At 73.6% G+C, this 13,308-nt stretch carries 11 protein-coding genes; 1 reads left to right on the forward strand and 10 read right to left on the reverse strand.

All coding sequences use genetic code 11. The features are described from left to right. The 8 genes from IE98_RS0123335 to IE98_RS0123370 all read right to left on the reverse strand — a co-directional run bounded on the left by IE98_RS0123335 (position 1) and on the right by IE98_RS0123370 (position 9,250). The gene (locus IE98_RS0123335) at positions 1 to 330 is read right to left on the reverse strand and encodes a hypothetical protein (protein WP_030271944.1); all 330 of its coding nucleotides are present in this window, start codon (positions 328 to 330) and stop codon (positions 1 to 3) included. A 120-nt stretch (positions 331 to 450) separates the two neighbouring features. Beyond that, positions 451 to 1,767 carry a S8 family serine peptidase gene (locus IE98_RS0123340; protein ID WP_052390857.1) on the reverse strand — a complete coding sequence of 439 codons (1,317 nt, stop codon included), beginning with the start codon at positions 1,765 to 1,767 and terminating at the stop codon, positions 451 to 453. Positions 1,768 to 1,913: 146 nt separating this feature from the next. Continuing rightward, on the reverse strand, positions 1,914 to 4,184 hold the full coding sequence (locus IE98_RS0123345) for a xanthine dehydrogenase family protein molybdopterin-binding subunit (RefSeq protein ID WP_030271946.1): 2,271 nt from the start codon (positions 4,182 to 4,184) through the stop codon (positions 1,914 to 1,916). Continuing rightward, positions 4,181 to 5,434, reverse strand: coding sequence for a 2Fe-2S iron-sulfur cluster-binding protein (locus tag IE98_RS52630; protein WP_420706214.1), 1,254 nt, complete (start codon positions 5,432 to 5,434; stop codon positions 4,181 to 4,183). The genes IE98_RS0123345 and IE98_RS52630 overlap by 4 nt, the downstream gene beginning before the upstream one ends. After that, positions 5,431 to 6,297, reverse strand: coding sequence for an FAD binding domain-containing protein (locus IE98_RS50155; protein ID WP_052390865.1), 867 nt, complete (start codon positions 6,295 to 6,297; stop codon positions 5,431 to 5,433). Before IE98_RS50155 ends, IE98_RS52630 begins: the two co-directional genes overlap by 4 nt. A 328-nt stretch (positions 6,298 to 6,625) precedes the next feature. Continuing rightward, a complete protein-coding gene (locus tag IE98_RS0123360) occupies positions 6,626 to 8,269 on the reverse strand; it encodes a beta-N-acetylhexosaminidase (RefSeq protein WP_030271951.1) in 1,644 nt (547 codons plus the stop codon). A 60-nt stretch (positions 8,270 to 8,329) separates the two neighbouring features. Then, positions 8,330 to 8,608, reverse strand: coding sequence for a DUF3039 domain-containing protein (locus IE98_RS0123365; protein WP_030271953.1), 279 nt, complete (start codon positions 8,606 to 8,608; stop codon positions 8,330 to 8,332). A gap of 72 nt (positions 8,609 to 8,680) precedes the next feature. Further along, positions 8,681 to 9,250, reverse strand: a complete 570-nt coding sequence (locus tag IE98_RS0123370) for a YqgE/AlgH family protein (RefSeq protein WP_030271955.1) — start codon at positions 9,248 to 9,250, stop codon at positions 8,681 to 8,683. A 307-nt stretch (positions 9,251 to 9,557) separates the two neighbouring features. On the opposite strand from IE98_RS0123370, the gene murA reads away from it, so the two are divergent. Then, positions 9,558 to 10,901 carry a UDP-N-acetylglucosamine 1-carboxyvinyltransferase gene (gene murA, locus IE98_RS0123375; protein ID WP_030271957.1) on the forward strand — a complete coding sequence of 448 codons (1,344 nt, stop codon included), beginning with the start codon at positions 9,558 to 9,560 and terminating at the stop codon, positions 10,899 to 10,901. An 85-nt stretch (positions 10,902 to 10,986) separates the two neighbouring features. Here murA and IE98_RS0123380 read toward each other — a convergent pair whose 3' ends face one another. Next, positions 10,987 to 11,268 (reverse strand): HU family DNA-binding protein, encoded by a 282-nt coding sequence (locus IE98_RS0123380; RefSeq protein ID WP_030271959.1) that lies wholly within the window; start codon positions 11,266 to 11,268, stop codon positions 10,987 to 10,989. Between the two features lie 482 nt (positions 11,269 to 11,750). Then, positions 11,751 to 13,226 carry an NAD-dependent malic enzyme gene (locus IE98_RS0123385; protein WP_030271962.1) on the reverse strand — a complete coding sequence of 492 codons (1,476 nt, stop codon included), beginning with the start codon at positions 13,224 to 13,226 and terminating at the stop codon, positions 11,751 to 11,753. Positions 13,227 to 13,308 lie beyond the last annotated feature (82 nt).

The following is a 13,308-nucleotide window of genomic DNA, read 5'->3' on the forward strand; positions in this document are numbered from 1 at the left end:
TCACGCCCTCCCGGACTGCATGGACCTCGCCGAGGCGACGAACTCGTCCTCGCGCGTCCGGTAGGCGGTGTTCACCGCGTGCGTCTTGTCGCCGAAGTCGTTGATCAGCGAGTCGAGCTCCTGGATGTGCTGGCTCAGGAACTGCTGCATCTGCGAATGGGCGGCGAAGAGCTTCTTCGCCTGGTCGAAGTTGGCGCCGAAGTCGTCGCTGACGAGGACGGTGTTGTACTTCGCCTTGTTGCCGCACTCGCTGAGGCCCTGCTGGAGGGCCCTCAGTCGCTTCACGACGGCTTCCAACTCGTCCGTGTTGACGCGGTATCCGTCGGCCATCTCACTCCTCCCCCTGGAGTCCGTACTTCCCCGTTGTTGCTGCACCCCGTGCGCAACGGGGCATGACGCCCTGACAGGGCGTTCGATCGTATCGCCTCTAGACCGTGTACTGACACACCGTCATCGCGGCGGGTTACCTCCCTGGTGGGGGTTCTGGTAGGGCTGCTGCTGGGGGTACCCGGGAGGCGGCGGCTGGGTGCCGTAGGGCTGCTGCGCGGGCGGCCAGCCGGGTGCCCCTCCGTAGGGCGCCGCACCGTACGGGGCCTGGCCCTGCGGGGGCACCGGGACGGCCGGCGGTCGGCGGCGGCTGCGGGTCACCGCGACGATCACCACGACCAGCAGGACGCCCAGGACGGCGAGCGCGCCAAGCACCATCAGCGGGGTGACGCCACCGAAGACGGAGGCCTTGCCCACGGGCTGCGACACCGGCGCGTTCGAGGCGGTGCCCGGTGCGGCCGCACCCCCCGGCGCGGTCAGCGGTCCTTCCTTGCTGCCCGCCGGGATGTCCATGGTGAGCGCCTCGTAGGGGCGGATCACGCCGTACCCGAAGTGCGGGTCCGGAAGCTTGGCGCCGGCGGCGGACGGCGGGACGGCGGCCGACTTGACCAGCCGGTCGGCCACCTGGCCTGCGGTGAGCTGGGGGAACTTGGCCCGGACGAGGGCCGCGGCGCCCGACACGTAGGCCGTCGCGTCGGACGTCCCGTCCGCGAGGCAGTACTGGCTGGACCCGCACTTGCCCGCGCTCACGATGTCGACGCCGGGCGCGGCCAGCCGGACCTCGGGCCCGGAGTTGGAGTCCGACCAGACCTCGGAGGACTTGTCCGCGGCCGCCACGGCGAGGACGCCCGGCAGGTTCGCGGGGTTCGCGACCGCGCCGCCGGTGTTCCCCGCGCCGGCGACCACCAGGACGTCGTGCTGGTACGCGTAGGCGACCGCACCCTCCATCTCGCTGTTGGTGACGGTGGCCGCCTGCGAGATGTTGATGACCTTCGCCCCGTGCTCGACCGCCCAGCGGATGCCCTGCGGGATCACGTCGAGGGCGCTGGCGTCGCCCTTGTAGACGGGGAGGATCTTCGCCCCGGGCGCCAGGCCGACGACACCGGCGTCGGCACCGTGCCCGTGGCCGGCGATGAGACTCGCCATCCCCGTGCCGTGCGAGTCCGTCGGCCGGGTGTTGAGGTTCTTGCCGCTCTGGTCGTAGCCGGGCAGGACCTGGCCGGTGAGGTCGGGGTGGGTGGCGTCGACGCCGCTGTCGATGACGGCGACGACCACGCCGTTGCCCTTGCTGACGGACCAGACCTTGTCGAGCTTGAAGTACTGGTTGGCCCACTGCCCGTCCCGGACCTGGTCCGCGGACGCCCCGGGGGCGGCCGTCAGCAGCAGTGCACCTGCCAATGTCGTGGCACCCAGCACCCGCATGGCCCTGGTCAGCGTCATCACTACCCCGTCAGTCGTCTTCTGCTGCCCGTACGTCCTCGCAACGCCCCCACGTGCACAGGGCGCTCCGATCGTATCGTCTGTCCGGGCGCAGGCTGACGCGGCATCGGCCGACCGGCCTGCGGGAACGGGGAACGGACGGCGTGTCAGCCGGTGGCGACGGCGTCCTCCGGGAGGATCGGCAGGCGGCCGACCGGCATGCCGGTGGCGGCGCGGACGGCGGCGGCGACCGCCGCGGGCGCGACCACCGCGGGCACCGCACTGACCGCCTTGGCACCGAAGGTCGCGACCACGTCGCGCTCCTCGACCAGGGCGGCGATCCGGATGTCGGGGGTGTCGAGCGCGGTCGGCAGCCGGTAGCCGGTGAGCGAGGCGTTGACGGGCCGACCGCCCTCGGTGCGCAGGTTCTCCATCAGGGCGAGGCCGACGCCCTGGGCGACGGCGCCCTCGATGCGGTCCTCGATCTGGCGGGGGTTCAGGGCGCAGCCGACGTCCTGCGCGACGGTGACGTCCACCACCCGGACGGCGCCGAGTTCGATGTCCACGTCGACGACGGCCCGCATCGCGCAGAAGGCGATGGAGACGAAGGCGTCGCCCTGCCCGTTCTCGTCCAGCGGCTCGGTGGGGTGCGGCCGGCACTGGGCGGTGGCCCAGAGCTCCTTGCCCTCCAGGGCCTCGGCGACCGGCATGCCGAGCACCCCGTCGTACGAGGTGATCTTGCCGTCGGCGATCGAGAGCAGCTCGACGGACATGCCGAAGTTTGCCGCGATCGGCTGCAGCAGCTGGTGGCGGACCATCAGCGCGGCCTTCTCGACGGCGCCGCCGGACACCCAGGTGTGCCGGCCGCGGGCGGACGGGCCGGCCGCGGGCTGGTCGCTGTCGACGGGGGCGACGTACACCTCGGAGACGCCGAGGACGCTCTGCACGATCTGCCGGGCGAGGGTGGCGAAGCCCTGGCCGGCGTCGACGGCGGCGCAGATGACGGTGGCGTGGTCGCCGCTGACCCGCACGGTCGCGGTGGAGACCTCGTCCTCGCCCTCGGCGCCGAGCATGTGCACCATGCCGACGGCGTAGCCGATGCCGCGGCGGACGGCCGCCGGGTCGCCGGCGCCGCCGGGCCCGCCGGGCAGCAGCCAGTCGGCCTCCGGGTCGTCGACCGGGAGGGCGGGCAGCGGGAGTTCGGTGACCGCGTCGAGCAGCGCCTCGACCGGGGCCGGGCAGGTGACCGCCTGGCCGGTGGGCAGCGGGTCGCCGGTGGCCATGGCGTTGCGGCGGCGGATCTCCAGCGGCTCGATGCCGACCTGCTTGGCGAGCTGGTCCAGCTGGGACTCGTAGGCGAAGCAGGTCTGCAGTGCGCCCTCACCGCGCATCCGGCCGGCCGGCGGGTTGTTGGTGCGCACCGCCCAGGCGTCGACGAAGACGTTGGGGCAGGTGTACGGGCCGACGGAGAAGGCGGTGGCGGCGGCGAGCGTCTCGGCGGAGACGTCGGCGTAGGCGCCGCCGTCGAGCAGGATCTGCGCCTCGACCTTGACCAGCTTGCCCTCGGCGTCCGCGTGGTGGCGGTAGCGCAGCAGGGCGGGGTGCCGGGAGGTGTGGGTGTGGAAGGACTCCTCGCGGGTGAGGGTCATCTTCACCGGGCGGCCGGTGCGCAGCGCCAGCAGGGCGAGCAGCACCTGGAAGGAGAGCGCCTCGCGGTCGGTGGCGGCGCCGGGGACGCCGGTGACGACGGTGCGCACCCGGTCGGGGTCGAGGCCGAGGCAGGCGGCGGTGCGGTCGCGGTCGCCGTGCGGGTCGGTGGTGGAGAGGTGGAGTTCGACACCGCCGTCGGGGCGGGGCACGGCGAGGCCGGCCTCGGCGCCGATCGGCGCCGGGTCCTGCCGGCCGACCTGGTAGAGGCCCTCGACGACGAACTCGCCGACCGCCTCCGGGTCGCCGGTGCGCAGCGGGAGGTGGCGGAAGAGGTTGCCGTCGGGGTGCAGCGGCGGGGCGTTGAAGGCGGCCTCGGGGTCGGTGACGGCCTCCAGCACCTCGTACTCGACGGCGACGAGGGACGCGGCCAGCCGGGCGGTGTCGGGGGTCTCGGCGGCGACGGCGGCGATCGGTTCGCCGTGGTGGCGGACGACCTCGGAGGCGAGCACCGGCCGGTCGCCGGGGTCGGGGCAGGAGGCCAGGTCGGTGGCGGTGACGACGGCGTGCACGCCGGGCAGCGCGAGCGCGGCGGAGGTGTCGACGGAGACGATCCGGGCGTGCGCGTGCGGCGCGCGCAGCACGGCGCCCCAGAGGAGGCCCTCGGCCCAGAGGTCGGCGGCGTACGGGTAGATGCCGAGCGCCTTGGGGAGGGCGTCGGTACGCAGCGGGGAGCTGCCGAGTCCGAACGGTTCGGGCGCCGGGGTGTCCTGCTCGGTGGGCGCGGTCATGCGTTCTCGTCCTCGGGGAGCCTGATGCCGTGGGCGGGGGTGGTGCCGTCGTAGCCGGCCGGGCCCGGGTGGCCCGGGTGGCCCGTGTGGCCGGCGGCCGTGTCGTAGCCGGTGGCGGGTTCGTAGACCGGGCTGTCGTAGCCGGCGGGGCCGACGTAGACCTGGCCGGTGTCGTAGCCGCCCTCGTAGACGGGGGCGCCGTCGTAGTGGGCCTGGTCCGGCAGGGGGGTGCCGTGCGGCGGGGTGGCGCCGTAGGGGACGGCCTCGTAGGCGGTGCCGTGCGCGGGCGTCGGGATGTACGGGGTGCCGTGCGCGGGGGTGGTGTCGTGGGCCGGGCCGTCGTGGGCGGTGCCGTGGGCGGGGGTGGCCTCGTAGAGCCCGGTGTCGTACGGGGCGGTCTCGTGGCCGGGGGCCTGGGCGGGTGCCGGGACGTAGCCGAGGTAGCCCTCGGCGGGCTGCGGCGGCTGGTAGTAGCCGGTGTCGTAGCCCCCGTCGGCGGGTGCGGCCGGGGCGGCGGGCTGCTCCGGGGCCGCGGCCCGGTGGGCGGCGGCGTACTGGTCGGCCTCGACCCAGAGCTCGGAGTCGGCGTAGAGCGGGAGTTCGCCGGCGAGCGCGAGGTCGGCGGCGGACTGCTGGCCGGCCGCGGGGGCGGGCGCCGCCGCGGCGTCGTCGGCGTGTGCGGCCGGAGCGGCGTCGGCCTGTTCGGCTGCGGCCTCGGCGGCGTCGAGTTCGGCCTCCAGCTCGGCCTCGCGGGCCTGGGCGACGGTCTGCACGGCGGCGAGGACGCCGCGGTAGCCGGTGCAGCGGCAGAGGTTGCCGCACAGGGCCTGGCGGGCCTCGACGTCGGTGGGGCGGTGGTTGCGCTGCAGCAGGTCGTGGACGGCCATGGCGAGGCCGGGGGTGCAGTAGCCGCACTGGACGGCGCCGGACTCGGCGAGCGCCTGCTGGACGTCGCTGGCGGTGCCGGCCCCGGAGAGGCCCTCGACGGTGGCGATCTCGCTGTCGGCGGCGAGCGCCGCGGGAACCAGGCAGCCGGCGACCAGCTGGCCGTCGACCTGGACGGTGCAGGCGCCGCACTCGCCCTGCTCGCAGCCGTCCTTGGCGCCGGCCAGGCCGAGCCGCTCGCGGAGCACGTAGAGCAGGCTCTCGCCGATCCAGGCGTCGTTGACCGGCCGTTCGAAGCCGTTGACCCGCAGCGTGTACGAGGCGCAGGGGCGCACGTCGCCGAGGCCGTTGAGTTCGTCCGTCACTTCAGCGCCCTTCCCAGTGCCCGGCGGGCCAGCACCGCCACGGTACGCCGCTGGCGCACGAGGGTGGCCGCCACCCCCTCGCCGGCGCCCTCCAGGGCGGCGTCGGGGATGCAGGCGGCGGCGACGTACTCGCCGAAGGCGGCGAGCGCGGCGGGGTCGATGGGCTGGGCGCCGTCCTCGCCGCGGACGTCCCAGTCGATGCAGCCGGCGACCCAGGCCTCGGCCTCGTGCGGGCGCAGCGGCACGGGGGCGACGGCGCCGACGGCGCAGCGCACGGCGCGCCGGGCGGGGTCGAGGACGAGGGCGACGGAGGCGGCGGCGCGGGCGGGGCCGCTGCGGCCGCCGGCCTTGAGGAAGACCTGCGGGGCGTGCAGCAGCGGGACGCGCACCCAGGTGAGGAGCTCGCCGGGGCGCAGCGGGTCGAGGCCGGTGAGCAGGTGGGTGACCGGGACGTCGCGGGTGGCGCCGGAGCGGGTGAGGGTGGCGGTGGCCTCCAGCGCGGCGAGCACCGGCAGGGTGTCGCCGGCGGCCGCGGCGGTGGCGATGTTGCCGCCGAGGGTGCCGACGTTGCGGACCTGCGGCGGGCCGGCGGTGCGGGCGGCGTCGGCGAGGGCGGGGATGAGGGCGGCGAAGTCGGGGCGGTCCATCCGGGCGTGGGTGAGTCCGGCGCCGAGCACGGCGGTGCCGCCGTCCTCGTAGCGCCAGCCGCGCAGCTCGGTGATCCGGCCGAGGCCGATCAGTGCGGCGGGGCGCAGCCGTCCCGCGTTGACCGCCTCCATGAGGTCGGTCGCGCCGGCCACCGGGACGGCTCCCGGGGTCGCGGCCAGCGCGTCGACGGCCTCGTCGACCGAGGCCGGCAGCATGATCGTCCGGTTCACCAGGATTCCACCGTGCTCCACTTGCTCATCAACTGCCCTGCCCTCCCCACCGGCAGTGCGGCCTGGCCCGTAGGGTACGGGCGATCGGGCCGGGTTGGGCAACTCTGGCACACAATGCCGGGTGATCACTTGCCGGGTGACCGAGCGGTGAGGGCAATACCGGACGAATCAGGCCACAAAACGCGGCGAACCGGAAGGCCTCCGCCCGGATGTTCATCGGATATTGACCTGACGCGGCAGCAGGTAGGACGGGGTCCGCGGGGTGCGGACGCCCCGCGCACGCGGTTGACGCACGCGGGGCGCGGCGCCGGCGTCAGGGGCCCTCGGCCGGCCGGCCGGCGACCCCGGGGCGGCGCTGCCAGGGGTGCGGCCCGCCGGGCGGCCGGTACTCGACGCCGAGGGCGTCCAGACGCGGGTAGTGGCCCGCCATCCGCCGCTCGAACCCGGCCCAGTCCCGCTCGGCCGGGTCGCGCGGCAGGTCGGACCAGGCGACCTCGGCGAACGCGGCGAGCCGCGGGAAGGCCCGGTAGTCGACGTCGCGGGCGCTCGTCATGAACTCGGTCCACAGGTTGGCCTGGGTGCCGATCACCCGGGCGGCCGCGTCGCCGTCCAGCTCCGGCGGGACGGGTTCGAAGCGGTAGACGTCCTCCAGGGTGCGGACGTAGCCGACCGGGATCGGCTCGTCCCCGCCCGGGGCCTGCCGGTGGTCGAGGTAGACGTGCTGCTCCGGGCACATCACCACGTCGTGGCCGGCCCGGGCGGCCGCGATGCCGCCCTCGTAGCCGCGCCAGGAGGAGACGGCGGCGCCCGGTGCGAGGCCGCCCTCCAGGATCTCGTCCCAGCCGATCAGGCGGCGGCCGCGGTCGGCCAGCCAGCGGTCGAAGTGGCGGATGAACCAGCTCTGCAGCCCGTCCTCGCCGTCCACCCCGAGCTCGGCGATCCGGGCCTGCGCGGCGGGGCTGGCCCGCCACTGGTCCTTGGGGCACTCGTCGCCGCCGAGGTGGACGAACTCGGACGGGAAGACCTCCAGGACCTCCTCCAGCACCTCCTCGAAGAAGCGCAGGGTCGCGTCGGAGACGTTCAGCACGTTGGGGTTGATCCCCCAGTCCGTCCAGACCCCGAGCGCCGCGGTGTCCACCGCGTCGGTGTTGCCGAGTTCGGGGTACGCGGCGATCGCGGCCTGGGAGTGCCCGGGCAGGTCGATCTCCGGCACCACCGTGATGTGCCGCTCGGCGGCGTACGCGACGATCTCGCGCAGGTCGTCCTGGGTGTAGTGGCCGCCGTGCGGGCGGTCGTCGCGGCGGTCCGCGGAGCGGTAGCCGACCATGGACCGCTCCCGCCAGCCGCCGACCGCGGTGAGCCGCGGGTGGCGCCGGACCTCGATCCGCCAGCCCTGGTCGTCGGTGAGGTGCAGGTGCAGGACGTTCAGCTTGTGCGCCGCCATCAGGTCGAGGAAGCGCAGCACGTCGGCCTTGGGCAGGAAGTGCCGGGCGACGTCCAGCAGCACGCCGCGCCAGCCGAACCGCGGGGCGTCCTCGATCCGCACCGCGGGCAGCACCCAGTCCGTTCCGGGCAGCGGGGCGCGGCGGTAGATCCGCGGGTCGAACAGCTGGCGCAGCGTCTGCGCGGCGTGGAACAGGCCCGCCCCGGCGCCGCCGCGCAGGACGGCGCCGTACTCGTGCACCGACAGCGCGTAGGCCTCCGGGCCGCCCGAGGCGAGCAGCTCCGGGTCGGTGTGCAGGCTGACGGTCTGCCGCAGCAGCCGGCCCTGCTCCGTGGTGCAGGCGTCGAGGGCGAAGCCGGTCGCGGCGGAGAGCTCGGCGCGCAGCCACCGGGCGACGGCCTGCGCCGCCGGCCCGTCGGCGGCGATCCTGGTCCCGGGGTGCAGCCGGAAGCTCCAGGGGCCGGGTGCCCCGTCGTCGGCCTTCAGGTGCCGTGGGGCGGGGATGAGGTCCATGCGGGCCATCCTGCCCCGTCGCCCGGCAGTGGTACAGACCACTGCCGGACCGACTCGGTGCTACTTGTCGTCGCCGCCGCCGTCGCCGCCCTGACCGAGACCCTCGAAGATCTCCTTGCACATCGGGCAGACCGGGTACTTCTTCGGGTCGCGGCCCGGGACCCAGACCTTGCCGCAGAGCGCCACCACGGGGGACCCGGAGAGGGCGCTCTCCATGATCTTGTCCTTCTGGACGTAGTGCGCGAAGCGCTCGTGGTCGCCGTCCCCGTGGGACACCTGGGGAACGGGCTCGACCAGGGTGCCGGTGCCGAGTCCGCGCTCGGGCTCAAGAGTGCTCATGGGTGCCAAGTCTATGGGCGCCGCTCCGAAGCGGGCCAGTAGCGCACCCGGCGCCCGGGGCGGCCGCGCGGCTCAGTTCATGGTCGGGTCGTCCGGGTAGGTGGCGAGCATCGCCAGCGGGCCGCGCTGGCGGCGCAGCACCGACCGCCAGAGCCGCTCGGGCTCGGGGCTGGAGACGTCGCCCGGCTCGCAGTCGACGAGGTACCAGGCGCCCTCGGCGATCTCGGCCTCCAGCTGTCCGGGCGACCAGCCGGAGTACCCGGCGAAGACCCGCATCGCGCCGAGTTCGCCGGCCAGCACCTCGGGCGGCGCCTCCAGGTCGACCAGGCCGATCGCCCCGTGCACCCGCCGCCAGCCGATCGGCTCCCCGTGGCCGGGCTCGCCGGGCACCACCGCGAGGGCGAGCGCCGAGTCCAGCGCCACCGGGCCGCCCTGGAAGACGACGGCGGGGCGGCCGGTCAGGTCGGCCCAGCCGTCGAGGACGGTCGCCACCTCCACCGGGGTCGGCCGGTTCAGCACCACCCCGAGGGCGCCCTGCTCGTCGTGGTCGAGCAGCAGCACCACCGCCCGCGCGAAGTTCGGATCGGTGAGCACGGGCGTCGCGACGAGCAGTCGGCCGGTGTGGGAGGGGGCCGCGGTCATGTCCACATGATCCCGCAGGACGGCCCGCGAGGGGCGCCCAACACGAAACCTCCTCGCCCCCTTCCCGCAGGCCCGCCGGGTCGCATCCGCACCACCCGGACGGCCCTGCGCACCGGGCCCCGGGGGGCTTCCGCAGCCCCTCCGGAGCATGATCACCAAAGGGGCACACGGGAACCAATCGCCCACCCTCTACCATCTATGGATGGTGGAAGGGCTTTCGCCGAGTGGTGGAAGAACCTTCCACTCGCGCTTCCCCCTGCCCCGCAGTCGACAGAACCCCCTGCGCACCCCCCGGATTGCGAGAACGATGACCGACGACGACGTCCTGCTGGTCCACGGCGGTAACCCGCTCGAAGGCGAGATCCAGATCCGCGGTGCCAAGAACCTGGTGCCCAAGGCCATGGTCGCGGCCCTGCTCGGCCAGGGCCCGAGCCGGCTGCGCAACGTGCCGGACATCCGCGACGTCAAGGTCGTGCGGGGTCTGCTGCAGCTGCACGGCGTGACCGTCCGCACCGGCGACGAGGACGGCGAGCTGATCCTCGACCCCTCGCACGTCGAGAGCGCCAACGTCGCCGACATCGACGCGCACGCGGGCTCCTCGCGCATCCCGATCCTGTTCTGCGGCCCGCTGCTGCACCGGCTCGGCCACGCGTTCATCCCGGGCCTGGGCGGCTGCGACATCGGCGGCCGGCCGGTCGACTTCCACTTCGAGGTGCTGCGCCAGTTCGGCGCCACCATCGAGAAGCACCCGCAGGGCACCTACCTGGTCGCCCCGCAGCGCCTGCACGGCACCAAGATCGAGCTGCCCTACCCCTCGGTCGGCGCGACCGAGCAGGTGCTGCTGACCGCGGTGCTCGCCGAGGGCGTCACCGAGCTGCGCAACGCGGCCGTCGAGCCGGAGATCGTCGACCTCATCTGCGTGCTGCAGAAGATGGGCGCGATCATCTCGATGGGCACCGACCGCACCATCCTGATCACCGGTGTGGACGAGCTGGGCGGCTACAACCACAAGGCGCTGCCGGACCGCCTGGAGGCGGCCTCCTGGGCGTGCGCCGCACTGGCCACCAAGGGCGACATCTACGTCCGCGGCGCCCGCCAGATCGAGATGATGACCTTCCTGAACACCTTCCGGAAGGTCGGCGGCGCCTTCGAGGTCGACGACGAGGGCATCCGCTTCTGGCACCCGGGCGGCGAGCTCAAGGCGATCGCCCTGGAGACCGACGTGCACCCCGGCTTCCAGACCGACTGGCAGCAGCCCCTGGTCGTCGCGCTGACCCAGGCCAACGGCCTCTCCATCGTCCACGAGACGGTGTACGAGTCGCGGCTCGGCTTCACCGGCGCGCTGAACCAGATGGGCGCGCACATCCAGCTCTACCGCGAGTGCCTCGGCGGCACCCCCTGCCGCTTCGGCGCCCGCAACTTCCGCCACTCCGCGGTGGTCTCCGGCCCGTCGAAGCTGATCGGCTCCGAGCTGATCATCCCGGACCTTCGCGGCGGCTTCTCGTACCTGATCGCGGCGCTGGCGGCCGAGGGCACCTCGACCGTCCACGGCATCGACCTGATCAACCGCGGCTACGAGAACTTCATGTCCAAGCTGCGGGACCTCGGCGCCCACGTCGAGCTGCCCGCCGAGCAGCCGGTGACCGTCTGACGGCCCCCACGGGTGCCTGAACGCCGATGGCCGGCCTCCCCGAGGGGGAGGCCGGCCATCGCGTCGTACGGGGTGCTGCCGGGGCTCAGGCGCCCTTGGCGGCTTCCTTCAGCTTGGAACCGGCGCTGACCTTGGCGCTGTAGCCGGCCGGGATCTGGATCGGGTCGCCGGTCTGCGGGTTACGGGCGGTGCGCGCGGCGCGGTGGGTCCGCTCGAAGGTCAGGAAGCCGGGGATGGTGACCTTCTCGTCACCCTTGGCGACGACCTCACCGACGACCTCGGCGAAGGCGGCCAGCACGGCGTCGGCGTCCTTGCGGGTCACCTCGGCGCGCTCGGCCAGCGCGGCCACCAGCTCACTGCGGTTCATGTGTACTCCTGTGGTCTGTTGCTTGCGGTGTGCGGGGGCCCCATCGGTCGCCCCCTCCGGGGGAACCCGGATGGGCCGCTGGTCCGCACACTGGTGCTCGTTCAGGCGAGGGGTGGTCAGGGGCCGGGCTCCGGCCCCGAAGCGCCGCAAACCGCCCGCCCGGGTACGAATCCTGCCCCGACCGGCACTGAGAAAGCCAATCGGCCACCGGCGGTGTTGACCCGAACCGAGCCCGTCCGGCGGAGGTGTGACGCTCCGTCGGCTCCGGAGGACCGGACCGGGCGGCGGTCGGGACGACACGCCGGAAACCCGGGAGGGACGTTCCGTACTTGTCGGACACGCCACCCCCGTGCAGGGCTACCGTACGCCCTGGCACCGACAAGCCCAAACACGCCCCTTCCCCTTGTGTCGCAAGGGGAAGGGGCGGATCCGGCACCCGGCGCGTCGTTCGCACACCTGAGCGGTCAAGAAGGACACTCCGGTCAGATGCCGACAACCGGGAACGAGGAGGTGTCCAGGGTGCCCACGATGCCCGCGGTGGGCCGCACCGGAACGGCGTCCTGGCCCTCCCGCGCGGCCATCGCCACGTCGCGGACGGCGGCGGCGACGGTCTTCGCGACGTCCGGGTGGAAGACGCTCGGGATGATGTAGTTGGCGTTGAGCTGGTCGTCCGCGACCGTGGTGGCCAGCGCCCGGGCGGCGGCGATCATCATCGGCGTGTCGACCGTCCGGCTCTGCGCGTCCAGCAGGCCGCGGAAGACGCCCGGGAAGACCAGCACGTTGTTGATCTGGTTCGGGAAGTCGCTGCGGCCGGTGGCGACCACCGCGGCGGTCTGCCGGGCCACCCCCGGGTCGACCTCCGGGTCCGGGTTGGCCAGCGCGAAGACGATCGCGTCCTTGGCCATGGTGGCCAGGTCGTCGCCGTCCAGCACGTTCGGCGCCGAGACGCCGATGAACACGTCGGCGCCGGACACCGCCTCCTTGAGGCTGCCGGTGCGGACCGAGCGGTTGGTGTGCTCGGCGATCCAGCGCAGGTTGTCGTTGAGGTCCGGGCGCCCGAGGTGCACGACGCCGTGCACGTCCGCCACGGTGGCGTGCTCCACGCCCGCGGCCAGCAGCAGCTTGAGGATCGCGGTGCCCGCCGCGCCGGCGCCGGACATCACCACGCGGATGTCGGCGATGTCCTTGCCGACCACCTTGAGCGCGTTGGTCAGCGCCGCGAGGACGACGATGGCGGTGCCGTGCTGGTCGTCGTGGAAGACCGGGATGTCCAGCGCCTCGCGCAGCCGGGCCTCGATCTCGAAGCAGCGCGGCGCGGAGATGTCCTCCAGGTTGATGCCGGCGAAGCCGGGGGCGATCGCCTTCACGATCGCGACGATCTCGTCCGCGTCCTGGGTGTCCAGGCAGATCGGCCAGGCGTCGATGCCGGCGAAGCGCTTGAAGAGCGCCGCCTTGCCCTCCATCACGGGCAGTGCGGCCTTCGGGCCGATGTTGCCCAGGCCCAGCACCGCCGAGCCGTCGGTGACCACCGCGACGCTGTTGCGCTTGATGGTGAGGCGGCGGGCGTCCTCGGGGTTCTCGGCGATCGCCATGCAGACCCGGGCGACGCCCGGGGTGTAGATCATCGAGAGGTCGTCGCGGTTGCGGATCGGCAGCTTCGAGGACATCTCGATCTTGCCGCCGAGGTGCATCAGGAACGTCCGGTCCGAGACCTTGCCGATGCTGACGCCGTCGATCGTCCGCAGCTTCTCGACGATCTCCTCGCCGTGGGCGACCGAGGCGGCCGCCACGGTCACGTCGATGCGCAGCGACTCCAGGCCGGAGGCGGTGACGTCGAGACCGGTGACCGAACCCCCGGAGGACTCGACGGCCGTGGTGATCGCGCTGACGGCGTTGCCCCGTGCCGGGACCTCCAGCCGCACCGTGATCGAGTTGGAGACACTGGGCACCGTCGCCATCGACGTCCTTCTTCCGTCCGCTCTTGAGGGTCGTTCCGGTCTCGATCGTCGCACTTACCGGTCGGTAGCCAGAAATAAAGTT

This window comes from Streptomyces sp. NRRL B-24484 (genome assembly GCF_000717715.1).
Taxonomy (GTDB): Bacteria; Actinomycetota; Actinomycetes; order Streptomycetales; family Streptomycetaceae; genus Kitasatospora.

Bases quoted from the DNA above. Each gene is read 5' to 3' on its own strand.
- IE98_RS0123335 (WP_030271944.1), bottom strand. From the start codon at position 330: ATGGCCGACGGATACCGCGTCAACACGGACGAGTTGGAAGCCGTCGTG.
- IE98_RS0123340 (WP_052390857.1), bottom strand. From the start codon at position 1,767: ATGACGCTGACCAGGGCCATGCGGGTGCTGGGTGCCACGACATTGGCA.
- IE98_RS0123345 (WP_030271946.1), bottom strand. From the start codon at position 4,184: ATGACCGCGCCCACCGAGCAGGACACCCCGGCGCCCGAACCGTTCGGA.
- IE98_RS50155 (WP_052390865.1), bottom strand. From the start codon at position 6,297: ATGCTGCCGGCCTCGGTCGACGAGGCCGTCGACGCGCTGGCCGCGACC.
- IE98_RS0123360 (WP_030271951.1), bottom strand. From the start codon at position 8,269: ATGGACCTCATCCCCGCCCCACGGCACCTGAAGGCCGACGACGGGGCA.
- IE98_RS0123365 (WP_030271953.1), bottom strand. From the start codon at position 8,608: ATGAGCACTCTTGAGCCCGAGCGCGGACTCGGCACCGGCACCCTGGTC.
- IE98_RS0123370 (WP_030271955.1), bottom strand. From the start codon at position 9,250: ATGACCGCGGCCCCCTCCCACACCGGCCGACTGCTCGTCGCGACGCCC.
- murA (WP_030271957.1), top strand. From the start codon at position 9,558: ATGACCGACGACGACGTCCTGCTGGTCCACGGCGGTAACCCGCTCGAA.
- IE98_RS0123380 (WP_030271959.1), bottom strand. From the start codon at position 11,268: ATGAACCGCAGTGAGCTGGTGGCCGCGCTGGCCGAGCGCGCCGAGGTG.
- IE98_RS0123385 (WP_030271962.1), bottom strand. From the start codon at position 13,226: ATGGCGACGGTGCCCAGTGTCTCCAACTCGATCACGGTGCGGCTGGAG.